At 66.0% G+C, this 23,460-nt stretch carries 33 protein-coding genes; 28 read left to right on the forward strand and 5 right to left on the reverse strand.

Going from position 1 to position 23,460, the window contains the following annotated elements:
• Window positions 1-53 precede the first annotated feature (53 nt).
• The 27 genes from rplV to truA all read left to right on the forward strand — a co-directional run bounded on the left by rplV (window position 54) and on the right by truA (window position 14,994).
• A complete protein-coding gene (gene rplV / locus H0B56_RS04140; protein ID WP_425484492.1) occupies window positions 54-509 on the forward strand; it encodes a 50S ribosomal protein L22 in 456 nt (151 codons plus the stop codon).
• Window positions 509-1,396 (forward strand): 30S ribosomal protein S3, encoded by an 888-nt coding sequence (rpsC, locus tag H0B56_RS04145; protein ID WP_180891544.1) that lies wholly within the window; start codon window positions 509-511, stop codon window positions 1,394-1,396. The genes rplV and rpsC overlap by 1 nt, the downstream gene beginning before the upstream one ends.
• A 3-nt stretch (window positions 1,397-1,399) precedes the next feature.
• Entirely contained in the window at window positions 1,400-1,822 is a 423-nt protein-coding gene (gene rplP, locus H0B56_RS04150) for a 50S ribosomal protein L16 (RefSeq protein WP_089302331.1), read from the forward strand.
• Entirely contained in the window at window positions 1,819-2,079 is a 261-nt protein-coding gene (rpmC, locus tag H0B56_RS04155) for a 50S ribosomal protein L29 (RefSeq protein WP_089302332.1), read from the forward strand. The genes rplP and rpmC overlap by 4 nt, the downstream gene beginning before the upstream one ends.
• On the forward strand, window positions 2,076-2,375 hold the full coding sequence (gene rpsQ / locus H0B56_RS04160) for a 30S ribosomal protein S17 (RefSeq protein ID WP_180891545.1): 300 nt from the start codon (window positions 2,076-2,078) through the stop codon (window positions 2,373-2,375). Before rpmC ends, rpsQ begins: the two co-directional genes overlap by 4 nt.
• A gap of 80 nt (window positions 2,376-2,455) precedes the next feature.
• Window positions 2,456-2,824, forward strand: a complete 369-nt coding sequence (rplN, locus tag H0B56_RS04165) for a 50S ribosomal protein L14 (protein WP_089302334.1) — start codon at window positions 2,456-2,458, stop codon at window positions 2,822-2,824.
• A complete protein-coding gene (gene rplX / locus H0B56_RS04170) occupies window positions 2,825-3,139 on the forward strand; it encodes a 50S ribosomal protein L24 (protein WP_180891546.1) in 315 nt (104 codons plus the stop codon).
• A complete protein-coding gene (rplE, locus tag H0B56_RS04175) occupies window positions 3,139-3,744 on the forward strand; it encodes a 50S ribosomal protein L5 (protein WP_180891547.1) in 606 nt (201 codons plus the stop codon). Before rplX ends, rplE begins: the two co-directional genes overlap by 1 nt.
• A gap of 5 nt (window positions 3,745-3,749) precedes the next feature.
• On the forward strand, window positions 3,750-3,935 hold the full coding sequence (locus tag H0B56_RS04180) for a type Z 30S ribosomal protein S14 (protein WP_180891548.1): 186 nt from the start codon (window positions 3,750-3,752) through the stop codon (window positions 3,933-3,935).
• Between the two features lie 79 nt (window positions 3,936-4,014).
• Window positions 4,015-4,413 (forward strand): 30S ribosomal protein S8, encoded by a 399-nt coding sequence (gene rpsH, locus H0B56_RS04185; RefSeq protein WP_089302338.1) that lies wholly within the window; start codon window positions 4,015-4,017, stop codon window positions 4,411-4,413.
• Window positions 4,414-4,429: 16 nt separating this feature from the next.
• Entirely contained in the window at window positions 4,430-4,969 is a 540-nt protein-coding gene (gene rplF, locus H0B56_RS04190) for a 50S ribosomal protein L6 (RefSeq protein WP_180891549.1), read from the forward strand.
• Window positions 4,970-4,971: 2 nt separating this feature from the next.
• Window positions 4,972-5,367, forward strand: a complete 396-nt coding sequence (gene rplR, locus H0B56_RS04195; protein WP_180891550.1) for a 50S ribosomal protein L18 — start codon at window positions 4,972-4,974, stop codon at window positions 5,365-5,367.
• A gap of 38 nt (window positions 5,368-5,405) precedes the next feature.
• The gene (gene rpsE, locus H0B56_RS04200; RefSeq protein WP_180891551.1) at window positions 5,406-6,041 is read left to right on the forward strand and encodes a 30S ribosomal protein S5; all 636 of its coding nucleotides are present in this window, start codon (window positions 5,406-5,408) and stop codon (window positions 6,039-6,041) included.
• Between the two features lie 4 nt (window positions 6,042-6,045).
• Window positions 6,046-6,228, forward strand: coding sequence for a 50S ribosomal protein L30 (gene rpmD / locus H0B56_RS04205; protein WP_089302342.1), 183 nt, complete (start codon window positions 6,046-6,048; stop codon window positions 6,226-6,228).
• The gene (gene rplO / locus H0B56_RS04210; protein WP_180891552.1) at window positions 6,228-6,686 is read left to right on the forward strand and encodes a 50S ribosomal protein L15; all 459 of its coding nucleotides are present in this window, start codon (window positions 6,228-6,230) and stop codon (window positions 6,684-6,686) included. Before rpmD ends, rplO begins: the two co-directional genes overlap by 1 nt.
• 427 nt (window positions 6,687-7,113) lie before the next feature.
• On the forward strand, window positions 7,114-8,421 hold the full coding sequence (gene secY / locus H0B56_RS04215; protein ID WP_180891553.1) for a preprotein translocase subunit SecY: 1,308 nt from the start codon (window positions 7,114-7,116) through the stop codon (window positions 8,419-8,421).
• A complete protein-coding gene (locus H0B56_RS04220; RefSeq protein ID WP_180891554.1) occupies window positions 8,418-8,981 on the forward strand; it encodes an adenylate kinase in 564 nt (187 codons plus the stop codon). The genes secY and H0B56_RS04220 overlap by 4 nt, the downstream gene beginning before the upstream one ends.
• Window positions 8,978-9,814, forward strand: coding sequence for a type I methionyl aminopeptidase (gene map / locus H0B56_RS04225; RefSeq protein WP_180891555.1), 837 nt, complete (start codon window positions 8,978-8,980; stop codon window positions 9,812-9,814). The genes H0B56_RS04220 and map overlap by 4 nt, the downstream gene beginning before the upstream one ends.
• 261 nt (window positions 9,815-10,075) lie before the next feature.
• A complete protein-coding gene (gene infA, locus H0B56_RS04230) occupies window positions 10,076-10,297 on the forward strand; it encodes a translation initiation factor IF-1 (RefSeq protein ID WP_089302347.1) in 222 nt (73 codons plus the stop codon).
• Between the two features lie 74 nt (window positions 10,298-10,371).
• Window positions 10,372-10,485 (forward strand): 50S ribosomal protein L36, encoded by a 114-nt coding sequence (gene rpmJ, locus H0B56_RS04235; RefSeq protein ID WP_089302348.1) that lies wholly within the window; start codon window positions 10,372-10,374, stop codon window positions 10,483-10,485.
• A 204-nt stretch (window positions 10,486-10,689) separates the two neighbouring features.
• On the forward strand, window positions 10,690-11,064 hold the full coding sequence (gene rpsM, locus H0B56_RS04240) for a 30S ribosomal protein S13 (protein WP_089302349.1): 375 nt from the start codon (window positions 10,690-10,692) through the stop codon (window positions 11,062-11,064).
• Window positions 11,065-11,066: 2 nt separating this feature from the next.
• Window positions 11,067-11,252, forward strand: a complete 186-nt coding sequence (locus H0B56_RS23175) for a hypothetical protein (protein WP_180891556.1) — start codon at window positions 11,067-11,069, stop codon at window positions 11,250-11,252.
• Window positions 11,253-11,266: 14 nt separating this feature from the next.
• Complete coding sequence (gene rpsK, locus H0B56_RS04250) at window positions 11,267-11,671, forward strand: 30S ribosomal protein S11 (protein ID WP_089302351.1); 405 nt, start codon at window positions 11,267-11,269, stop codon at window positions 11,669-11,671.
• Between the two features lie 24 nt (window positions 11,672-11,695).
• Complete coding sequence (rpsD, locus tag H0B56_RS04255; RefSeq protein WP_180891557.1) at window positions 11,696-12,301, forward strand: 30S ribosomal protein S4; 606 nt, start codon at window positions 11,696-11,698, stop codon at window positions 12,299-12,301.
• Between the two features lie 87 nt (window positions 12,302-12,388).
• Window positions 12,389-13,471 (forward strand): DNA-directed RNA polymerase subunit alpha, encoded by a 1,083-nt coding sequence (locus H0B56_RS04260; RefSeq protein WP_180891558.1) that lies wholly within the window; start codon window positions 12,389-12,391, stop codon window positions 13,469-13,471.
• The gene (rplQ, locus tag H0B56_RS04265) at window positions 13,472-14,083 is read left to right on the forward strand and encodes a 50S ribosomal protein L17 (protein ID WP_180891559.1); all 612 of its coding nucleotides are present in this window, start codon (window positions 13,472-13,474) and stop codon (window positions 14,081-14,083) included.
• A 62-nt stretch (window positions 14,084-14,145) separates the two neighbouring features.
• Complete coding sequence (truA, locus tag H0B56_RS04270; RefSeq protein ID WP_425484484.1) at window positions 14,146-14,994, forward strand: tRNA pseudouridine(38-40) synthase TruA; 849 nt, start codon at window positions 14,146-14,148, stop codon at window positions 14,992-14,994.
• Between the two features lie 2 nt (window positions 14,995-14,996).
• Here the strand turns inward: truA and H0B56_RS04275 are convergent, their stop codons facing one another.
• The 3 genes from H0B56_RS04275 to eccE form a co-directional block, all read right to left on the reverse strand.
• On the reverse strand, window positions 14,997-15,905 hold the full coding sequence (locus H0B56_RS04275) for a DUF559 domain-containing protein (RefSeq protein ID WP_343063741.1): 909 nt from the start codon (window positions 15,903-15,905) through the stop codon (window positions 14,997-14,999).
• A gap of 223 nt (window positions 15,906-16,128) precedes the next feature.
• Window positions 16,129-16,851: a hypothetical protein gene (locus H0B56_RS04280; protein WP_180891560.1), complete on the reverse strand. Its 723-nt coding sequence runs from the start codon at window positions 16,849-16,851 to the stop codon at window positions 16,129-16,131.
• A complete protein-coding gene (gene eccE / locus H0B56_RS04285; RefSeq protein ID WP_180891561.1) occupies window positions 16,848-18,038 on the reverse strand; it encodes a type VII secretion protein EccE in 1,191 nt (396 codons plus the stop codon). Before eccE ends, H0B56_RS04280 begins: the two co-directional genes overlap by 4 nt.
• Before the next feature lie 557 nt (window positions 18,039-18,595).
• Between eccE and eccB the strand changes: the two genes are divergently transcribed.
• Window positions 18,596-20,194 carry a type VII secretion protein EccB gene (gene eccB, locus H0B56_RS04290; protein ID WP_180891562.1) on the forward strand — a complete coding sequence of 533 codons (1,599 nt, stop codon included), beginning with the start codon at window positions 18,596-18,598 and terminating at the stop codon, window positions 20,192-20,194.
• A gap of 194 nt (window positions 20,195-20,388) precedes the next feature.
• On the opposite strand, the gene mycP is transcribed toward eccB, so the two are convergent.
• Together mycP and eccD are read right to left on the reverse strand one after the other, a co-directional pair.
• Entirely contained in the window at window positions 20,389-21,987 is a 1,599-nt protein-coding gene (gene mycP, locus H0B56_RS04295) for a type VII secretion-associated serine protease mycosin (RefSeq protein ID WP_180891563.1), read from the reverse strand.
• Window positions 21,988-22,000: 13 nt separating this feature from the next.
• Window positions 22,001-23,374: a type VII secretion integral membrane protein EccD gene (gene eccD / locus H0B56_RS04300; RefSeq protein ID WP_180891564.1), complete on the reverse strand. Its 1,374-nt coding sequence runs from the start codon at window positions 23,372-23,374 to the stop codon at window positions 22,001-22,003.
• Window positions 23,375-23,460 lie beyond the last annotated feature (86 nt).

Genomic DNA, 23,460 nt, shown 5'->3' on the forward strand with positions numbered 1-23,460 from the left:
GTGCGGGCCAGTTCCGCACCCGAGAGCAGAAGGAAGCAGCGATGAACGCCCAAGTGAACGCTACGGACACGGCAGTGTCGGAATCAGAGCTGCCTACCGCCGTGGCGCGGGCTCGCTTCGTCCGTGACTCGCCGATGAAGGTGCGCCGGGTGATCGAGCTGATCAAGGGTCGCAGCGCCAACGAGGCTTTGGCCGTGCTCCGGTTCGCCCCCCAGACGGCCAGCAACCAGCTGGCCAAGGTGGTCGCCAGTGCCGTCGCGAACGCGGAGAACAACCTCGGTCTCGACCCGGACACGCTGTGGATCCGTAACGCCACCGCGGACGAAGGGCCGACGCTCAAGCGGATCCGGCCGCGCGCGCAGGGACGTGCGTACCGGATCAGGCGGCGCACGAGCCACATCACCGTCGTTGTCGAGTCCCGCCCCAAGGGCGAGTCGACCAAGAGGAAGAACAAGAAGAAGCAGTCCGGCGCGAAGGCCGATGACAGCGTGAAGGCAGGTGGCCAGTAGTGGGCCAGAAGATCAACCCGCACGGCTTCCGGCTGGGCATCACCACCGACTGGAAGTCCCGCTGGTACGCCGACAAGCAGTACGCGGACTACGTCGCCGAGGACGTCAAGATCCGCAAGCTGCTCTCGACAGGCATGGAGCGCGCGGGTATCTCGAAGGTCGAGATCGAGCGGACCCGGGACAGGGTGCGTGTGGACATCCACACCGCGCGGCCGGGCATCGTGATCGGCCGTCGAGGCGCCGAGGCGGACCGTATCAGGGGATCGTTGGAGAAGCTCACCGGTAAGCAGGTGCAGCTCAACATCCTCGAGGTGAAGAACCCCGAGGCGGACGCCCAGCTGGTCGCCCAGGGAATCGCCGAGCAGCTGTCGAACCGTGTCGCTTTCCGCCGTGCGATGCGCAAGGCCATCCAGACGACGATGCGGTCACCGCAGGTCAAGGGCATCCGCGTGCAGTGCAGCGGTCGCCTCGGCGGCGCGGAGATGTCGCGCTCCGAGCACTACCGTGATGGTCGCGTGCCGCTGCACACCCTGCGTGCCGACATCGACTACGGCTTCTTCGAGGCTCGTACGACGTTCGGCCGTATCGGCGTGAAGGTCTGGATCTACAAGGGCGATCTGGTCGGTGGCTTGAAGGCGCGCGAGGCGCGTGACTCGGCGGCTGCCTCGGAGCAGCGGGCGCCGCGCAAGGAGCGGGGTGAGCGTTCCGGCCGTGGCCGCCGCTCGGGAGCCGCGGGCACCACCGCTTCCGGTACCGAGTCCAGCCGTTCGGCTGCCGAGGAGGCCAAGCAGACACGGACGAGCCAGGACGCCGCCATCGACGCCGCGCCCGAGGTCGCCGAGAAGGCGGGCGAGGCCGGCTCCACAGACGAGAACGGGGAGGGCTGAGTAGTGCTCATCCCACGCAAGGTCAGGTACCGCAAGCAGCATGCTCCGAAGCGGAGCGGGCGTGCCAAGGGCGGCACCAGCGTGAGCTTCGGCGAGTACGGTATTCAGGCGCTCGAGCACGGTTACGTGACGAACAGGCAGATCGAGTCGGCACGTATCGCCATGACGCGGCACGTCAAACGTGGCGGGAAGATCTGGATCAACATCTTCCCCGACCGGCCGCTGACGAAGAAGCCTGCGGAGACTCGCATGGGTTCGGGTAAGGGCTCGCCGGAGTGGTGGGTCGCGAACGTCAAGCCAGGGCGCGTGATGTTCGAGATGAGCTTCCCCAACGAGCCGATGGCCAAGGAAGCACTGCGTCGCGCGATTCACAAGCTGCCGATGAAGTGCCGGATCGTGACCCGTGAAGGTGGTGAGTTCCAGTGAGCAAGACGGGCGGAGGAGTTGCCGCTTCGGAACTGCGTGAGCTCACTTCCGAGGAGCTTGTACTGCGGTTGAAGGAGTCCAAAGAGGAGCTGTTCAACCTCCGGTTCCAGATGGCTACGGGCCAGCTGGACAACAACCGGCGGCTGCGGACGGTCCGTACGGACATCGCGCGGATCTACACGGTCATGCGCGAACGTGAGCTCGGACTTTCCCTTTCCCCTGACGAGGTAGACACCGAAGAGGACGCCACCGTATGAGCGAGCAGCAGATCGAGAAGAAGCCTGCGCAGAAGGTCGATTCCGGCCGTAACTACCGGAAGGTCCGGCAGGGTCTCGTCGTCTCGGACAAGATGAACAAGACGATCACCGTCGAGCTCGAGGACCGCAAGAAGCACTCGCTGTACGGCAAGATCATGCGCTCGACCAAGCGAGTCAAGGCGCACGACGAGGTGAACACGGCCGGCCCGGGCGACAGGGTGCTCATCATGGAGACCCGCCCGATGTCGGCGACGAAGCGTTGGCGGCTCGTACGAGTCGTCGAGCAGGCCAAGTAATAAGCAGGGGGCAGTAAGCCCCGCAAGTTCCGCAAGGCTCGGACGAGAACCGAGAACCGGCGAGACACACAGGAGTTGACGTGATCCAGCAGGAGTCGCGACTACGCGTCGCCGACAACACGGGTGCGAAGGAGATCCTGACCATCCGTGTGCTCGGTGGCTCCGGACGACGCTACGCGAGTATCGGCGATGTCATCGTCGCCACCGTGAAAGACGCCATGCCTGGGGCCAACGTAAAGCGGGGCGATGTGGTCAAGGCCGTCATCGTCCGCACGGTGAAGGAGAAGCGTCGCCAGGACGGCTCCTACATCCGGTTCGACGAGAACGCCGCGGTGCTCATCAAGAACGACAACGACCCACGCGGTACTCGTATCTTCGGACCTGTTGGCCGCGAGCTGCGCGATCGCAAGTTCATGAAGATCATTTCGCTCGCACCGGAGGTGTTGTAGGTGAAGGTGCGTAAGGGCGACACGGTCCAGGTCATCGCCGGTAAGGACAAGGGCGCCAAGGGCAAGGTGATCCATTCCTACCCCGAGGACAACAAGGTTCTCGTCGAGGGCGTCAACCGGATCAAGAAGCACACCCGCATCAGCCAGACGCAGCGCGGCGGCCAGTCGGGCGGGATCGTGACGCAGGAAGCGCCGATCCACGTGTCCAACGTGCAGGTTGTCGATGCGGACGGTAAGCCGACGAAGGTTGGCTACCGCTTCGATGAGGAAGGCAAGAAGGTTCGCGTCTCGCGTAGGACGGGTGAGGACATCTGATGACTGCTCCTACAACCAACGACGAGCAGACCGCCGCTCCTGCCGCGGGCGGCGAGAGGCCGGTTCCGCGGCTCAAGACTCGGTACAGGGACGAGATCGCGAGCGAGCTTCATGAGCAGTTCGGCTACTCGAACGTGCACCTGATCCCGCGAGTCACCAAGGTCGTGGTGAACATGGGGATCGGCGAGGCAGCGCGAGACGGCAAGCTGATCGAGGGGGCCGTGCGCGACCTCGCTGCCATCACGGGGCAGAAGCCGGAGGTGCGCAAGGCTCGTAAGTCGATTGCGCAGTTCAAGGTCCGTGAGGGCATGCCCATCGGTGTTCGCGCGACGCTGCGCGGGGACAGGATGTGGGAGTTCCTCGACCGGCTGCTGACGATCGCGCTGCCGCGCATCAGGGATTTCCGGGGGCTGTCCGGCGAGCAGTTCGACGGGCACGGCAACTACACGTTCGGCCTGAGCGAGCAGTCGATGTTCCACGAACTGAACCCGGATGACATCGATCGTGCTCGCGGCATGAACATCACGGTTGTCACCACGGCGAGCGCCGACGACGAGGGTCGTGCGCTGCTGACCAAGCTCGGATTCCCGTTCAAGGAGAGCTGAACGACATGGCCAAGAAGTCGCTGATCGCCAAGGCCGCGCGCAAGCCCAAGTTCTCGGTCCGCGGTTACACGCGGTGCCAGAAGTGCGGCAGGCCCAAGTCGGTCTACCGCAAGTTCGGGCTGTGCCGTGTGTGCTTCCGCCAGATGGCGCACGCCGGCGAGCTGCCTGGCGTGCACAAATCAAGCTGGTAACGACTCCACGTTCGCCACAGGCCTCGGCCGCACCGGGTGTGACCCGGGGAACCAGGGCGAGAAAGGTTGACAGGTCACCATGACGATGACCGACCCGATCGCAGACTTCCTGACACGTCTGCGAAACGCGAGTTCGGCGTTCCACGACGAGGTCGTGCTGCCGCACTCCAAACTGAAGGCCAACATCGCCGAGATCCTCAAACGTGAGGGCTACATCTCCGACTACCGCGACGAAGCAGGCGAGAAGCACAAGAACCTGGTCGTGACGTTGAAGTACGGCCCCAACCGCGAACGCGGCATCGCGGGACTGCGTCGCGTGTCCAAGCCCGGACTGCGGGTCTACGCGAAGTCGACGGAGATGCCGAAGGTGCTCGGCGGGCTCGGCGTCGCGATTATCTCGACCTCGTCGGGGTTGCAGACCGACCGGCAGGCAATGCGCAACGGTGTGGGCGGGGAAGTCCTCGCCTACGTGTGGTGAGAGAGGGGAGTCAGGTATGTCCCGTATCGGAAAGCATCCGATCACCGTCCCCTCCGGGGTCGAAGTGTCCATCGACGGCCAGCACGTCACGGTCGAGGGGCCGAAGGGCACGCTCGAGCACACCGTTCCCGAGCCGATCAGGGTGTCCCGTGCCGAGGACGGCAGTATCGAGGTGACCCGCCCGGACGACGAGCGCTACTCACGTTCACTGCACGGTCTGACCCGGACACTGGTCAACAACCTGGTTGTCGGTGTCACCGAGGGTTTCGAGAAGAAGCTCGAGATCCACGGTGTGGGGTACCGCGTGCAGGCGAAGGGGTCGGACCTCGAGTTCTCGCTGGGCTTCTCGCACCCGGTGACGGTCCCCGCCCCGGAGGGAATCACCTTCTCGGTGGAGAACCCGACGAAGTTCTCGGTGTCCGGTATCGACAAGCAGAAGGTCGGCCAGACGGCTGCCGTCATTCGTAAGCTGCGCCGTCCGGATCCGTACAAGGGCAAGGGTGTGCGCTACGAGGGCGAGCGCATCCGTCGCAAGGTCGGAAAGACGGGTAAGTGATCATGAGCGAGACGACGAACAAGAAGCCCGTCGGCAAGGACGTGTCCACCCGGCGGCGAGCTGCCAAGGCCCGCAGGCACTTCCGGCTCCGCAAGAAGATCAACGGAACGCCCCAGCGGCCGCGCCTTGCGGTGCATCGCTCCTCTCGGCACATCACCGTGCAGGTGATCGACGACATGGCCGGTCACACGATGGCCTCGGCGTCGAGCCTGGAAGGCGACGTACGCGAGCTGGCGGGCGACAAGAAGGCCAAGGCGGCCAAGGTCGGCGAGTTGGTCGCCGACCGTGCCAAGGGCGCAGGCGTCAACGCTGTCGTGCTCGACCGGGGCGGAAACGCTTACCACGGTCGGATCGCCGCGTTGGCCGACGCCGCTCGCGAGGCGGGCTTGGAGTTCTAGATGTTGTTCAGCAGTATCGATGACGGAAGGAAAGTTTGATGCCGGGACGTACCCGAGCTTCCGGCGGCCAGGGCGGCCCAGGCAACGACCGCGAGCGCGGTGGTGGCAAGGACCGCAGGGACCGTCGTGACGGCGGCCGCGGCGGGGCGGCCCAAGAGAAGTCCACGTACCTGGAGCGCGTTGTCGCGATCAATCGCGTAGCCAAGGTGGTCCAGGGAGGTCGGCGTTTCAGCTTCACCGCCCTGGTCGTCGTGGGTGACGGTGACGGGCACGTCGGCGTCGGCTACGGCAAGGCCAAGGAGGTGCCTTCGGCGATCGCCAAGGGCGTCGAGGAGGCGAAGAAGAACTTCTTCCGTGTGCCGCGTATCGCTGGCAGCATTCCGCACCCGGCTCAGGGCGAAGCGTCGGCCGGCGTCGTGCTGCTGCGTCCGGCGAGCCCCGGTACCGGAGTCATCGCCGGTGGACCGGTCCGTGCCGTGCTCGAGTGCGCAGGCGTACACGACGTGTTGACCAAGTCGCTCGGTAGCGACAATGCGCTCAACATCGTGCACGCCACCGTGGACGCGCTCAAGCAGCTGCAGCTTCCGGAGCAGGTGGCCGCCCGTCGGGGCCTGCCGCTCGAGGACGTCGCGCCTGCGCGCATGCTGCGGCAGCGTGCCGGACAGGAGGTGTGACGGCATGGCACAACTCAAGATCACACAGGTGAAGAGCAAGATCGGTGCCAGGCAGAACCATCGCGACACACTACGTACGCTCGGTCTGCGCAAGATCAGGCAGTCCGTGGTGCGCGATGACACTCCCGAGGTGCGTGGACTGGTGCACACCGTCAAGCACCTGGTGAAGGTCGAGGAGGTCGCGTAATGGCGATTAAGATTCACCACCTCCGGCCCGCCCCGGGCGCCAAGACCGACAAGACACGCGTCGGGCGCGGTGAGGCTTCCAAGGGCAAGACGGCCGGTCGTGGCATGAAGGGAACCAAGGCGCGTAAGAACGTGCCTGCCGGGTTCGAGGGTGGGCAGATGCCCCTCCAGATGCGGCTGCCGAAGCTGCGCGGCTTCAAGAACCAGTTCCGCACCGAGTACCAGCCGGTCAACGTCGGCGAGATCGCGCGTGCGTTCCCGCAGGGAGGTACGGTCGCTGCGGCCGACCTCGCGGCGAAGGGCCTCGTGCGCAAGGGCAAGCTGGTCAAGGTCCTCGGGGACGGTGACATCGCTGGCGTGAAGCTGGACGTCACCGCGGACAAGTTCTCCGCCTCGGCGCAGTCCAAGCTCGAAGCCGCTGGCGGTTCTGCCACGACGGCTCCGACCCGGACCCGCTGACCCGCGGGTACCCGGCCGCGAAACCCGAGCTCGGGACGACCCCCTGCTGTGCCCTCCCGCCACAGCAGGGGGTCGCTTCATGCGTACCCTTCCCGCCGTCGCGCGTCCCGTGCGCTGCCCGCCGTGCACGTTTAGCGGGCTAACCGTGCATCCGGGTTACCGACGAAGGGACCGGTGACGGCATTCGTGCCCGGTCTATAGAGTCGTCGCGGTGCGTACTGAGCCAGCGGTAGGTACGGGCGCCGATGTGCAGGCTAGCTGCACGACGCCCATGTTCGGCTGTTAGAGTCACGAGAGCTCACCTGGTCCCCGTGCCGGGTGTGCCGCTGGCCAGGCTGCCAGTGAGTATTGACGTTTCCAGCCGGTTGTCAAGCCGGCAGAGCCAATCGCCGGTGTCCCTACCGGCGATGCCGAGGAGGTCTCCCGGGTGCTTAGCGCAATCCGCTCGGCCATCGCCACGCCGGACCTGCGCAGGAAGATCCTGTTCGTCCTCATGATCGTGGCGGCTTATCGGCTCGGTGCGATCATACCGGCGCCGGGGGTCTCTTACACTGCTGTGCAGGCTGCCAGGGAGGAGCAGGGCGACGACGTCCTGTTCTCGCTCATGGACCTGTTCAGCGGCGGTGCGCTGACCCAGCTGTCCGTCTTCGCGACCGGCATCATGCCGTACATCACGGCGAGCATCATCGTCCAGCTGCTGACCGTGGTGATTCCGCACTTCGAGCAGCTGAAGAAGGAGGGTCAGTCCGGTCAGGCCAAGCTGACGCAGTACACCCGGTACCTTGCGCTCGCGCTCGCCTGCTTGCAGGCCACCGGCCTCGTCGCGCTCGCGTCGAGCGGCCAGCTGTTCGGTGGCGTCGAGGATCCCGTCATCCCGGACGACAGCGTCGCGACCACAGCGATGATGGTTCTCGCGATGACCGCGGGCACCGCGACGATGATGTGGTTCGGTGAGCTCATCACCGAACGCGGGATCGGCAACGGTATGTCGCTGCTGATCTTCCTGAACATCGCCTCGCAGATTCCCATCGAGGGCGGCAACATCCTGCAGAGCCGCGGGGAGGCCGTGTTCGTCGTCGTCTGTGTGCTGGCGCTCGCGGTGATCACCAGCGTGATCTTCGTCGAGCAGGGACAACGCCGAATCCCGGTGCAGTACGCCAAGCGCATGGTCGGCCGCAGGATGTATGGCGGGACGTCGACATATCTGCCGATCAAGGTGAACCAGGCAGGCGTCATCCCGGTCATCTTCGCGTCCTCCCTGCTGTACCTGCCCAACTTGCTGCAGCGATTGGCCGCCGAGCAGACGGATGTCACCTGGCTCCAGACATTCATTCAAGATCACGTGGTCGATCAGTCGAGTCCGGTGCACATCGCCGGCTATTTCGCGCTGATCATGTTCTTCACGTACTTCTACATCTCGATCACGTTCAACGTGGACGACCGTGCGGAGGAGATGAAGAAGTTCGGCGGGTTCGTTCCGGGCATCCGGCCGGGCCGTCCGACTGCCGAGTACCTGCGATTTGTGCTCGGGCGAATCACGCTGCCCGGATCGATCTACCTCGGTACTGTGGCCATCCTTCCGAACTTCTTCCTCGCCGTGACGGATCCGGGTCAGAACATCAACTTCCCGTTCGGCGGCACGGCGGTGCTGATCATGGTGGGCGTCGGGCTCGACACGGTGAAGCAGATCGAAAGCCAGCTGATGCAGCGCAACTATGAAGGGTTCCTCCGATGACGCGTCTTGTTCTGGTCGGTCCCCCGGGAGCGGGTAAGGGCACGCAGGCCGTTGCTCTCTCCCGCAAGCTCGGGATTCCGCACATCTCGACAGGCGACCTGTTCCGGGTGCACGTGGGGGAGGAAACCGAGCTCGGTCGTGAAGCCAAGAGCTACATGGACGCAGGCGAGCTGGTGCCGGACAGCGTGACGAACGGCATGGTGCGGCAGCGGCTCGGCGAGTCCGATGCCCAGCACGGCTTCCTGCTGGACGGGTTCCCGCGCAACACCGCGCAGGCCGCCGAGCTGGAAGACATGCTCGCCGAACAGGGTGTGAAGTTGGACGCAGTCCTCGAGCTCAAGGTCGACACCGAGGAGGTCGTCCAGCGCTTGCTGGAGCGTGGCCGCACGGACGACACCGAGGAGGTCATCCGCAACCGGCAGAACGTCTACCACACCGAGACCGCTCCGCTGCTCGAGTACTACGCCGATCGGCTTGTCACGATCGACGGCTCCGGCGACATCGACGAGATCTCCGCGCGGGCATTGGACGCGCTCAACGCGTTCACCGGCGGTTCATGATCTCCCGCTTTCTGCGCCTTCTTCGTGCTCGGCGACGCGGGCCGAGCGTCGAGATCAAGACGCCGGACGAGCTGGAGGCGATGCGCGCTGCCGGGCTGATCGTGGCGAGAACGCTCAGTGCGGTGCAAGGGACCGCCCGGCCCGGTGTGAATACCGCGGAGCTCGACGAGCTGGCCGAGCAGAGCATTCGTGATGCCGGAGCCGTGCCGGCGTTCAAGGGTTACCACGGATTCCCCGGCTCGATCTGCGCTTCGGTCAACGAGCAGGTCGTGCACGGTATACCGGATACGGATGCCGTTCTTCGCGACGGCGACCTCCTGTCGGTCGATTGTGGTGCCGTGCTGGACGGTTGGTACGGCGACGCGGCGGTCACGATCGCGGTCGGCGAGACGCCCGATGCCGACCGGACGCTGTCGGAGCGCACGCGGCAAGCCATGCTCGCCGGGGTCGAGGCCGCCCGGGCGGGCTCTCGTCTGACCGATATCTCTCATGCCGTACAGCGTTCGGTCGAACAGGCGCGTACCGCTGATGCTGCGGCGTACGGCCTGGTCACCGAGTACGGCGGCCATGGAATCGGCCGTGCGATGCACATGGATCCGTTCCTGCCCAACGCGGGCCGTCCGGGAAAAGGGCCGAGACTGGAACCGGGGATGGCACTGGCCATCGAACCGATGTTGACCGGCGCGTCTGCCGATACGGTAGAGCTCGATGACGGCTGGACGGTCGTTACCTCGGACAACTCCCGCGCTGCTCACTGGGAGCACACGGTCGCGATCACGGCGGACGGCCCCTGGGTGCTCACCACGCTCGAGGATGCGCGGTTAGCCCGCTAAACGTGCGGGCCCGGAGCGGTAGCTGGTAGAATTACCCTGCTCAGCGAGCCAGCGGACGGCATGGGTTACCTGAACGTGCCCCGGATGCCCCGTCCGCGGCACGGCTGCGTACACTTGGTATTTGGCGTGCCGATCACGCCGGTTCCGACCTGCTCGTGAATTCCCTCGCGAACATGGCTCACAGGAGCCGGGGTGGTGTGCGTGCCACATGATGACAATAGCAACCACATACTGCTCAACTAATCACGAAACGCGGAGGACATGGGCAAGAAGGACGGGGCCATCGAGGTCGAAGGCCGCGTGATCGAACCGCTCCCCAACGCGATGTTCCGCGTCGAGTTGGAGAACGGCCATCAGGTCCTTGCACACATCAGCGGCAAGATGCGGCAGCACTACATCCGTATCCTGCCCGAGGACAAGGTAGTCGTAGAGCTTTCGCCTTACGACTTGTCGCGCGGTCGAATTGTCTACCGCTACAAGTGATCACGGCGAGCTTGATGAGGGGACGGCTCCATCACGGGGCTGACACGGACACCACAAGCAGGAGAGCAGCAGACGTGAAGGTAAGGCCGAGCGTCAAGCGGATCTGCGCCAAGTGCCAGATCGTCCGGCGACACGGGCGCATCATGGTGATTTGCGACAACCTGCGGCACAAGCAGCGGCAGGGCTGATCACCGGGCACTGGTGGAGAACGGCGACGACAACTCCATGACGCCTCCCCGCACCTGCTGTGACGACGTCACAGCGCACCCCCGGGCACTTCAGGCCGGGGCCGGGACACCGCAGGCGAGAGCAGGCGGTGGGACACGCGAGTCGGTCCCGGAACGGGCGGGGAGAAGACCTGAAGTACAAGATAATGAGGAGCGGAAAGGCCAATGGCACGACTCGCAGGCGTTGACCTCCCCCGCGAAAAGCGGTTGGAGATCGCGCTCACGTATATCTACGGGATCGGCCGTACCCGCGCCAAGGACGTGGTCTCGGCGACGGGCGTCAACCCCGACACTCGGGTGAAGGACGTCACCGACGAAGACCTGGTCAAGCTGCGGGACTACATCGAAGACAACTTCAGGGTTGAAGGCGACCTCCGTCGCGAGGTAAACGCGGATATCCGCCGGAAGATCGAGATCGGTTGCTACGAAGGCCTCCGTTGGCGGCGCGGTCTGCCGGTGCGCGGTCAGCGCACGAAGACCAATGCGCGCACGCGTAAGGGCCCGAAGAAGACCGTCGCAGGTAAGAAGAAGGCCAGGTAACCGTGAGCGGGCAAGGCAGGAAAGTCGTGCGAATGGCTCGTGGCCAGCAACGCCACGGATCATGCATGTCCGCGAAGGCGCTCTACGCGCGCCCGTTGGCCTTGCGCCAGCTTTATACCGATGCCGGCACCGTGATCCGGCGCGGCCAGCGCGAAGCCGCGGCCGCCCACCAGGAGAACTCGCGCTAAGAGGAGTCGCAGTAATGCCACCGAAGTCTCGCGCGTCGGGCGCCAAGAAGGTCCGGCGCAAGGAGAAAAAGAATGTAGCGCATGGTCATGCGCACATCAAGAGCACTTTCAATAACACCATTGTGTCCATCACCGACCCGGGCGGTGCGGTGATCTCGTGGGCCTCGTCCGGGCATGTCGGGTTCAAGGGTTCGCGGAAGTCGACGCCGTTCGCTGCGCAGATGGCGGCGGAGAACGCCGCGCGTAAGGCAGCAGAGCACGGGATGAAGAAGGTGGATGTGTTCGTCAAGGGACCTGGTTCCGGCCGGGAGACCGCGATTCGTTCGCTTCAGGCCGCCGGTCTCGAGGTCGGCACCATCCAGGACGTGACCCCGCAGCCGCACAACGGCTGCCGCCCGCCGAAGCGGCGCAGGGTCTGACGAGGTCGGGGAGGAGTAAAAGTCATGGCTCGATACACCGGACCCGCGACCAGGAAGTCCCGTCGCCTCAAGGTTGATCTCGTCGGTGGTGACCAAGCGTTCGAGCGTCGTCCCTACCCGCCGGGGCAGCATGGCCGGGGCAGGATCAAGGAGAGCGAGTACCTGCTGCAGCTGCAGGAGAAGCAGAAGGCTCGCTTCACGTACGGCGTGCTGGAGCGCCAGTTCCGTCGCTACTACGAAGAGGCGGTGCGCCGGCAGGGCAAGACCGGTGAGAACCTGCTGCAGATCCTCGAATCGCGGCTGGACAACGTTGTGTACCGCGCGGGTATCGCGCGCACGCGTCGCCAGGCGCGGCAGCTGGTCAGCCACGGTCACTTCCTTGTCAACGGCGAGAAGGTGAACATCCCCAGCTACCGGGTGACGAAGTTCGACATCATCGACGTGCGCCCGAAGTCGCTGTCGATGTTGCCGTTCGTAGCCGCGAAGGAATCCTTCGGTGACCGGCCCATCCCGGGTTGGTTGCAGGTCGTTCCGTCGAACCTGCGGGTGCTCGTGCACCAGTTGCCCGAGCGCGCTCAGATCGACGTTCCCGTGCAGGAACAGCTGATCGTTGAGCTTTACTCGAAGTGATCGGGCCTCTCGGCCCGGACCTCGAGTTGCGTCAATAAAGGAATCCGGCGTCATATAGCGGTCGCCGGCAGGAAAGGAAGATCGACAGTGCTGATTTCCCAGCGCCCGGGGCTGTCCGAGGAGACAGTCACCGAGACCCGTTCCCGGTTCACGCTCGAGCCGCTCGAGCCCGGATTCGGCTACACGCTCGGCAACTCGATTCGTCGTACGTTGCTGTCGTCGATTCCCGGCGCGGCGGTGACCAGCATCCGTATCGACGGTGTGCTGCACGAGTTCTCCACGGTTCCTGGTGTGAAGGAAGATGTGACCGACATCATCCTCAACATCAAGGAGCTCGTCGTGTCCTCGGAAGAGGACGAGCCCGTGACGATGTACCTGCGCAAGCAAGGGCCGGGTGAAGTGACCGCGGCGGACATCGTGCCGTCGGCCGGTGTCACCGTGCACAACCCGGACCTGCACATCGCCTCGCTGAACGCGAAGGGCAAGCTCGAGGTCGAGCTCGTCGTGGAGCGTGGCCGTGGCTACGTACCGGCCATGCAGAACAAGCAGGCAGGCGCGGAGATCGGCAGGATTCCGGTGGATTCGATCTACTCACCGGTGCTGAAGGTGACCTACAAGGTCGAGGCCACGCGTGTGGAGCAGCGCACCGACTTCGACAAGCTGATCCTGGATGTGGAAACCAAGCCGTCCATCACGCCGCGCGACGCTGTGGCGTCGGCCGGCAGGACGCTGGTGGAGCTGTTCGGGTTGGCGCGCGAGCTCAATGTCGATGCCGAAGGCATCGAGATCGGTCCTTCCCCGCAGGAGGCGGACACGATCGCCGCGTACGCGATGCCGATCGAGGACCTCGACCTCACGGTCCGGTCCTACAACTGCCTCAAGCGGGAAGGGATCCACACCGTCGGTGAGCTGGTCTCCCGTAGCGAGGCCGACCTTCTCGACATCCGGAACTTCGGCGCCAAGTCGATCGACGAGGTCAAGATGAAGCTTGTCGGTCTGGGACTCGCTCTCAAGGACAGCCCCCCCGGGTTCGACCCCAGCGCGGCGGCTGCGAACTACGAGAGCGAGGGCTGGTCCGAGGAGAGCTTCGAGGGGATCTCGGACGTCGACGAGATTTCTGAAAACGGCCACGATGACGGCCAGGACTACGCAGAGACGGAGCAGCTGTAAATGCCTACTCCAACCAAGGGCCGCCGTCTCGGCGGGTCACCGTCCCACGAGAAGTTGATGATGGCGAACTTGGCGACCTCCCTGTTCGAGCACGGTCGGATCACCACGACCGAGGCCAAGGCGAAGCGGGTTCGTCCCCTGGCGGAGAAGCTGATCACCAAGGCGAAGAACGGTGATCTGCACAATCGCCGCCAGATCCAGAAGGTGATCCGCAACAAGTCGGTTGTGCACAAGCTGATGGCTGAGATCGGCCCGTTCTACGAGGACCGTAACGGCGGGTACACCCGGATTACGCGGACGCCGCCTCGGCAAGGTGACAACGCCCCGATGGCTGTCATCGAGCTGGTGTCCGAGAAGACGGTGACGTCGGAGGCCGAGAAGGCCCGCGGCACGAAGTTCGCCAAGGATCAGCCTGCTGACGAGGCGAAGGCGGCCGGACACGCTGCCGCGGACGCGGCTCTCGCCGAGCCGGCCGAGGACGCCGGTTCGGCGGAGGAGTCGGACGGTGACGGTGCGCCTGAGGCGGACGCGTCCGAGTCCGATGCGACCGTGGCGGAAGACGCCTCCCCGGGAGAGTCCGAGGAGGGCGAGAACAAGAAGGACGAGTCCTGACGACTGACGGACTTGCCCCGGACGAGCCCGCCGCCCCGGATGGGGGCGGCGGGCTCGTCCGTTTGCGGTTGGATATTCGTTATGACGGCACAGCGTTCTCGGGTTGGGCCAAGCAGCCGGGGCTACGCACGGTGCAGGGGGACCTGGAGGACGCGCTGACCAAGCACCCTCCTGGCGCTTCGGTCCCCGGGTCGATCGTCGTCGCCGGCCGTACCGATGCCGGCGTGCACGCGACCGGCCAGGTCGCACACGTCGACGTCGTCTCCCTGACCCCGGGATCGACGTTTCGCGGGCTAAACGTGGACACGCGGGGCGTACCGGAGCTCGAGCGCGTGCGTCACCGGTGGAACCGGTATCTGGCGGCGGATATCCGCGTGACAGCGATCACGGCCGCTCCGAGCGGATTCGATGCGCGATTCTCAGCCGTTCGACGGCACTATCGTTACCGGGTTTCGGACGCCCCCTGGGGTGTCGATCCGCTATGTCGAATCGACACGCTGACGTGGCCGAAACGACTGGACGTGGATCGGATGAACCGGGCAGCCGACGGGCTTGTCGGGCTCAACGACTTCGCCGCCTTCTGCAAGCAGCGTGAAGGCGCGACGACGATCCGTGAGCTGCAGAGGTTCTCATGGCAGCGTGTAGGAGATCATGTCGTCGAGGCGACCGTCACTGCGGACGCGTTCTGCCACTCCATGGTGCGCAGTCTCGTCGGCGCGTCGCTGCTCGTCGGTGATGGCCGGCGCGCTGTGAGTTGGCCGGCCGAGCTGCTTCAAGAAGGGGAGCGCAGTAGCGCTGTTGCCCCGGCCCATGGTCTGACGATGACTGGGGTTGATTACCCGGACAACGATTCGCTCGCCGCTCAGGCCGAAGCTAGCCGCCGGATGCGCTCGCTCGACGACGGGCGGTAAGCCTATCCTGCTGGTCGCGTGGCCTGCATACGTCGAATCTCGTCGAGTAGGCCCGGTACGTCGGTGGCCAGGCGTTCGGCGGTCACGACGACGGTCCGCCACCCCGCCAGCCTCAACCGCGCGCGGCGACGTCGATCCTGCCGCTGCTGCGCAGGATGATCGTGCCATCGACCGTCGTATTCGACCGCGACTCTGTCCGAGACCAGCGCGAGATCGAGTCGCGCTACGAAACGTCCGTTGAACCGCACTGTATATTGTGGACGCGGATTGAGCCCGCCGTAGTACAAGACGACGCGAAGATCCGACTCAGGTGGCGATTCCGCCCGCGTGTCGGTGAGCTCGAGTGCGGCGCGGGCGAGCCTGATCCCGCGGTTGCGGCGGCAGCGGAAGTACCGGAACAGTGCGCTGCGGCGCACGTTACCGGAACGCAGGAAAGCGTCGAGGTCCGGAACTGCGAATCGCATTCTGCGTACCCAACCGTGCCGTCGCGGTGAAAGTCGAAGGACGAGGTCCAGAGCGATTCGCCGTGCGCGAGCCAGTCTGATTCCGTGCCATGGCTTGGAATCCTTGCGAGTAGTTTCCGTTCTACGAACATGAATTCCCTGTACGGGGCCGAAGCGATGTTTCTCGGGAACGATGAGCTCGACCGGATCGTGCGGCTTGGCGAGTGGTACACCACGTACAGTCGCTGCCGAACGGCCGGTGAGGATCGCTTGCTGAGGTGCGATGAGAGCAGCGCCGCGGCATCGGAGCTCATGCGTAACCGGCAGGTCGGCGGGAGCGTATACGTCTTGGAAAAGGCGGCGGTACTTGCTGCTGCGCAGTTGAGACTCAGTGATCATCCCGGCGCGCCGTGCCGCTGAACCACGGAAGACGTCATGGAGATTCGGTGTGCGGGAGAAGTTCGACACGAAACCAACGTGCAGCTCCAGCTCGATACCTGCAAGTAATCATTTGCACCAACGCTCCGTTCGTGCAAGGAATTTCCTAATCGCACCCGCCCGGGCGAAGATTCGTCACCTCACCGTCACCGGGGGTGGCTTGGCACCTTTCGCGGGCGAAACGCGCCAAGCCGGGTACGGGGGTACTCGTTGTGGCGGTCTCGTTGGTGGTGTGATCTGACAGCGGTCGCGATCAATCGCCGCGGCGGACGGGTCCCAGTATCTGCTGCTCCTGCTGTGTAGTTACCAACCGGATGGGGCGCCAGATGTTGCGTCCCAGGGTGATTACCTGATCGTCCTTGAGGGTGGTCAGCTGATGCACCATTTGTGGCGGCAACGACCACATGCGCGCGGCCAGTTCAGCCTGCCCGGAAGGAAGCCGTTGCATCAGAACCAGATCCGATGCGTTGGCCGTCGAGCTGGCCTGTGGATGTAGGTAGGGCAGCACGTAGACAGTGGTCTGCCACGGAGACCTGGGCGGAAACAGTTCCTGCGGGGTCGGGCCGCCGTCATGCATCACAAGGAGGGGGGCGTTCTCCGACGGGCGCGGTAGCTCTACCGGCGACAGCCTCCTGATCTGCACGTGTGGCGATGGTCGTCCGTCCGCTTGGGTGCCGGCAGCCTGCTTCACCACCTGCCACGCTGCCGGCCGACCCGTCGCGATGACGATCCACGCTCCGACCGCCATTGCCCGCATCGCCACCTGCCTGGCCAGGTAGAGCCCACCGACCAGCACGATTCGTGTCGGTGTCGCGCGCAGGGCCGACACCGTCAGCGGCTCGCCATCCATTCCCGATCCGAGAACGATTCCGCCGCGATCCCCGGACGGGCTGATCGCGTCGAGGAGCTCGGGGTCGACAACGAACTCGGGCGCGACCTCGGACGTCTTGGTTGTGTCACGTACGCGGGTGCTCACGCCGTACCTCCCATCGGCAGGGTCGCTGCGAACCCGGCGACCTGGAGTCCGTGCAGCGGCGTCAACGAGAATCCGAGCCGCCCGGATACGCTGGTCAACCGTTGATCCGCTGCTTCGAGCTCGCGCGGATTGCGAGCGCTGACCCTGATCAACCCGCGCAGACCGACCTGCCCGTCGTCCGGCGCGGGCGAGATCGAGAGTGTCACCGTCGATGACAATGCGCGCACGCTGGTAAGCGCGTTGAGGGTGTTTGTGATCTTGCCCTTCGGCCACCCGGTGATCGCGTAGCTCGCATGCCCGACGCCGGCCGCTGTGACGCCGTCCCAGCGCTCGTGCAGCTTCACCGGATCATCGGACGCGGCGGCGGCGCTGAGCTCGGCGCCGGACACTCCGGAGCGCAGCAGCTCGTCGGGGTCGAGCGGACGGGTTGGTATGTCGCGAGCGTCGAGAGCATTGCGGACACGGGAGAGCGCACCGATCAGGGCGCGGTGGGCACCGACGACACCGCCGCCGCGCTCGCGAATGGCTGCGGGGCAGCGACGCGGGTCGAGCCGCACAGCGATCCACGTGGTGCGGCGAGCAGCTGCGGGCAGCGGTCCGAGTACCTCCATGTAGGCGGCGAGGGCCGGCGAGTCGGAAGGCAGTGCGTTGCTACCGGGGTAGCAGTGCCAGAGCACCTTGATGGAGTCCAACACCACCCCTCGGTCCTCGAGGCAAGGGGCCAGTGACGACAGGGGCAGGCTCGGCGCGTCTCCGGCGGTGGAGACGAGGGCGGGAGTGGGTTCGACCAGCAGAACGGCCGTCCACACACCGTCATGCCAGGCGAAACCAACCGGCCGGCCGTCGTGGTCGGTGCCCTGGGCGACGAACAGGTCGGGAATGGCCAAGCGCAGGAGGTTGACCCGTGGGTCGTTACCGCCGAGGACCGAATCATCCTCTTCGGCTTCCTCGGCGATGTCTTCCAGGCTTGCTTGCGCTACCGGCGTGGTCGTCCGTTCGTGTGGCCGGAACCGGAACCGAGTCGTGCGCCCGAGCCAATGCGTGAACCATTGGCCTTTGACACGTAGGAACGTGATGACGAGTGCCACCAGCAGCGCTGCGAGCGCCACGTACAACAGCGACTCGTCGATGGCGATGAGGACGAGAGCGATGGCCAGGCCGACCTCGAGAACGATGAGGTTGATCACAGGAAGGCCGAGGAGGCTCCTGCTGGTGTTGCGGCGACGTGCGCTAGAGCTGACGTACGCAGCTCCCGTGTTCTGTGCGGCAGGTTCGTCCCCGCCGGGCTGCGGAGTCGGACCTCCCGGACCCCCCGGACCACCCGGGCCGCCCGGACCGCCAGGGCCGCGGGGTGGTCCACCGGTACCGCCGGGGCCCGCCGGAGGCGGCGGTACCGGTCTGTTGTGCGGATGCGCCCCGCCACCGGGTGGTTGTGCCCCACCGGGAGCGACCGGGCGACCCGGCGCGGCCGGATGGGGCGGCATGCCGCTCGGTGCACCCTCCCTGCCCGGCGGGGGGCCGGGAGGGCGGCCACCGGGCTGCTGCGGTCCCGGATTTGGCCCGGTCGGGCGTGGAGGAGTGCTGACGGACATCCGTTCGATCTCTTCCCCTCATGTGTGCTGCCGAAGCTTGCTGGCCCCGCGAGTGTGCAGACTATCGCTCATTGGTAGAAAACCAACATGGACGGTCTGCGTACGGCTATCGTGCGGAACCGTACCGCGACTGGGAGGGCTGTAGGTCCGTAATGCCATCGAATCCGACAACCAAGTCTCAGGTCCAGGCGTACCGCTTCGTGCTGCGTCGGATGCAGTCGGCGCTCGTCCGCAAGGACGCGGTGATGCTGCACGACCCGCTCCGTACACACAATCGTGCGACGGGCGTCGGAGTGGTCATCGCAGCCCTCGGCCTCCTCGGATTCTTGATCTTCGGAATTCTTCGACCGTCACCACAGCCCCCGAACGAGGGCATCGTCATTGGTGAGGGGTCCGGCCAGGTCTATGTCAAGACCGCCGCGACCGATGAGGCGCCGGAGATGCTGATTCCCACGTTCAACGTTTCCTCGGCTCGGTTGCTGTTGATGGCTCGCCAGGACGGCGACGGTTCGCAGGGCGGGGGCGACGGTTCCGTGGAAGCCGTCGAGCCCGAGGTCGTACCGGACGACAGGTTGGAGGGCATCGAGCGCGGGAGGTTGCACGGCATTCCGGACGGGCCCCCACTGATCCCGGAGGAAGACCAGTACGTCTCCGACGACTGGGCCGTGTGCGACAACATCGACTTCCGCAACGATCTCACGCCGTCGGAGGCGAGGGCACAGGCCGAGCGGGAGACCGCGGTGCTGGCCGGCGTATCCGACCTCGGTAGGGAGCTCGGCGGGGACGAGGCGATCCTGGCGTCGGGGGACGACGGCAATGACTACCTCATCTACCGCCCCCGGGAGGACCCGAACAGGCCCTCTGACATGGTGCGCGCGCGGGTCGATCTCGACGAGCCGTCGGTCGAGACGGCGCTGAAGCTCGATGACCATGAGCCGCGCAGCATGTCCATGGGCGTGCTCAACGCCATTCCCGAGGTGAATCCCCTGGAAGCGCCTCGTATTCCGGACCATGGCGAGCCAAGCGAGCTCGACCTTGCTGGGCTCCGGGTCGGCGATGTGTTCGTTGTGCATCGTGCGGATGGCGAAGAGTTCTTCGTCTTGCTCAGGGAAGGGCCCCAGCGGGTCTCCAAAGCGGTCGCCGACATGATCCGGTTCGAGGAGTCGCTGGACGCCGACCCGATCGAGCCGGTCAAGGCCTCGCAGGTTGCTGAGGTGGATCAAGTTCACGAGCTCGACGTGGATGATTACCCGGCTGAAGTGCCGACGGTGCTGGATCCGTTCCAGGGCCACGCGACCATGTGCCTCGGTTGGACCGTCCGGGGCGAAGGCGAGGACAAGGACGAACGCACAGCGGTGTTCGTCGGTAACGAGATGCCGCTACCGGAGGACGAGGACGGTACGCCGTTCCGGATGCTGGACGTGGGCCAGGCGAGCCCGGATGGCGTGCGTCTCGACGGGTTCTTCATGCCTCCGGGGCACGCGGCACCTGTCCGTGCCGCTACGTCGAAGGACTCCTTCGATTCCGGGCCGATCTATCTCATCTCCGATCACGGCCTCCGCTACGGTATTCCCGACCAGGAGACGGCAGCGCATCTGGGGGTTCCCGAACAGCGGCCCGCACCGGATGCGATCGTGCGGCTGCTGCCGACCGGCTCGTCGCTGAACCAGCAGGACGCGATGCGGACGTTCGACTCCGTCCCGGTGGACCCGGACGCCGGCTCCTACGAGGAGGACGGGGAAGCCGGCTGACGGGGGCATGTCCTGGTGATCCCAGCCTTGCCGACGACCGCTCCCGTTCCGTGACGCTCAGGTCATGCGCGCGCGTAGCCACCCTGTCCGGCACGTAGCCGGTGTGCACGTTTAGCCCGCGAAACGTGCACACCGGGGCGGGCCCGTCGCCGGGCAGGGGGCTGGTGCCGGGGTGATCCTGGCGTGATCGTGGTTCAGGCGCTCTCCCGGCGGAGGTCTCCCGTGGAGGCGTGACGGCTTCGGCGCGCCGCGTGAATGACGAACAGCGTCACCCCGAGAGCACTCGCCCCGCCGGCAGCTCCTGCCAGCGCGACTGTCACCGCCAGGGGATCGGGTCCCCCGGGCCCCGGCATGTCGGAGGGAAGGGCGATGTCCGAGGCAGGTTCGATACCTACTTCCTCAGGGACGGTCGCCGTCAGCGCGGCCATCGGGTTGATCACCCCGTGCCCGGTGAACTGGTCGTGCCCGTCTCGCGATCCCGGGTGCTGGGCCGTGCTCGTGATGCGGTGCATGACCTCGCGGGCATCCAGATCCGGGTGCATCTGGCGTACCAGCACCGCAAGGCCGGACACGTAGGGTGCCGCGAAGCTCGTCCCCTGGAGCGGCACCTCGTTACCGCCCTCGATGGTCAAGTTGGCCAGCTGGGACGATCCCTCCGCGGGGTCGAGCGACGTGATCTCGGTGCCCGGCGCGGCGACGCTGATCCACGGCCCGTTCATACTGAACGGCGCGACCCCGCCTGTCCGGTCGATCGCGGCCACGGCCAGCAGGTCCTCGGAGAACCACGATGGGGACACGATCGTCCGTGGCTCGTTCGGGTTCGGCTGGTCGTTCTGCTGGCACGCATCGTTGACGTTGCCCGCGGCAGCGACAACCACGATGTCCTTCTCGTCGACGGCGTACCGCACCGCGGACTGCAGCTCCCGTTCCTTCGCCGTTATCGGTGCGTCCCCGGCGCGGCGGCAGTTGTCCACCGACATGTTGATGACCTCGACCCCGTCGGTGTCCGCGGCGAGCCGCACGGCCTGCGCGAGCGTGGTCAGATCTCCCGCGCTCTCCGCGCCGCCCTGCACACGCGGGCTGCCGTCGTCCTGCCCTGGATAGGTGAGCGGGCTCGCCGACTCCGGATCGGTGTCACCGTCGTCCTCGTCCTCGGCTTCCTCGGCTTCTTCGAGGAGCTCGCGTCGCTCCCGCTCGTCCTCACTCTCCGGCGAGAAGTTCTGGCTCGATTGCCGGATGGACAGGATCCGCGCGTCCGGGGCGACCCCGGTGAACCCGATGTCGGAGCTGTCGGAGTCGGCGGCGATGATGCCCGCCACCTGCGTCCCGTGGCCGTCGCAGTCCTCCAGGCCGTCGTCCCCCTGGACGTAGTCGCCGCCACCCTCGAGCCGGCCGTCCAGGAAGGGGTGCGGGGTGACGCCGGTGTCGATGACGGCCACGGTCATCCCGTCGCCGACCGAGCCGGCGTGCTGGTTCATGTACTCGTGGACGTCATCGATACGCAGGTGCATCTGACCCCACGGGATGTTCTTGAGCTGGATCCCCTCGTCGAGGTCGCCTGCCCGCTGGACACACTCCTGGTCCTGGGTATAGCGCTGGTCGGGCTCCCCGTCGTTGGCGCTGGGAGGTGGCCCGCTCGGTGGGGGTGGCGCCCACGCCGGACGCTCGTCCCCCTCCGCCCAGCCGGCGTGCGTATCGGTGAGAGGTGCGAAAGCCCCGCCCGCGAGCAGCCCGAAAACTGCCGTGGACAGCACCACGCCCGCTCGTTTCGTGCGCCTGCCTAGCGCGTGCATGAGAGCCCCCACGCTATCCGAGAATGCCCGATCCGACCACGCGTAGGTGCTCGTACAGGCCCATGACGCCGAGCGCCAGGGGGAGCACCGTGGCAATGCAGATCGCCTCGAAGATCTCCACACTACGCCGCATCGGCGGCGAGAAGCGTTGCTTGGGGAAGATGACGCCAACCACGAGTGAGCACGCGGCGATGAGGAACAGGGCCCCGAATACCCACATGAGGCGCGCACCGGGCCCTGCCGTCCACAACCAGCCGAGCAACAGACCGCCGGCAGCGAGCATGCCCGTGGTCAGCAACGCGACCGCCTGCGTACCGTTCGCGTAGGTTCGTGAGCGCAGCAGCAGCGCGAGGGTGGCGGTGATCGCCAGAAGGATGCCGAACACGCTCCCGTCCGAGGCGGCGACGACCGCGCCGATGGCGACGGCGGCCCCGCAGCCGATCAGCAGGCCGGTCATGTACTCGTGCGCGATGCTGGTGCGTTGTTCGATAGCACCGTAGTCGGAGAAACCGGCGTCCTGCTTGAGCTCCTCCGCCGAGCTGGGAACGTTCGGTAGTGGCAGTTTCGCCAGCCAGATCGTCGTTCTCGGTAGCGTCGAGATCAGACCGAGCGCGACCGCGGCGGTGCCCGCCCCGATGCCGTCGGCGGGGTGCGCGATGAACACGGCGAACGTGAAGGCTACGGCTCCGATACCGGAGGTCGTGGCCGCCGCTACGAACACGTCGAGTCCCGCGCCGATGAGCATGATCGCCGCCGCCGCGACGATGACAACGAGCACGCTGGCCAGCAGGAGGTTCGGGCGTCCGGTGACGCCGGGCACGGCGTAGAAGCCGGATACGAACGCCATCGGTAGCGCACCTGCCGCGGCGACGATGACACCGGTGGACACGGCTTCGTAGGCCTTGGCAAGAACCGCACCCACAGCCAGGCATGCCACCGCCGCGACACCGCCGACGATGGCTGGCACGAGATGGCCGCCTCCGAACAGCCCGCCCCCGGTGAACAGTGCCAGCGCTGCGATGATCAGCGCGGCCGCGCCCGCGAGATGGCCGGCGCGCTGCGCGGTCTCCTGCGTCCACGGCCGGAAGTTGTCCGGGTCGGTCTCGGCGATCGCGTCCACGACGTCGTCGAACAGCGGCGGGGGCGGGTTCTCGTTGCGCTTGCGCAGCTGAAGCAGCTCCCCGTCGACGACGCCGAGGGACGCGAGCGTGCGGCTCGGGTCCAGAGGTGCGTCCCCCAGCTTGGCGAGTACCCATCCGCCGTGCCTCGAGCCGCCGTCGGCCGTGCGCTCATTGGCCATGTCGACCACAAGCGGCACGAGGTCGGCGACCGCGACGTCGGACGGGAGCGCGACGTCGATGCGGGTGCCCGGTGCCACTACTGTCACGCGGCTGAAGACCGTTGTGCCGGTAGCCACTGGTTATCTGCCCCCTGAGCGCGTGTGAGTGCTGCGTCTTCACTTGTCGACGTGCC

The organism is Haloechinothrix aidingensis, from assembly GCF_013450155.1.
GTDB classification, from domain to species: Bacteria; Actinomycetota; Actinomycetes; order Mycobacteriales; family Pseudonocardiaceae; genus Haloechinothrix; species Haloechinothrix aidingensis.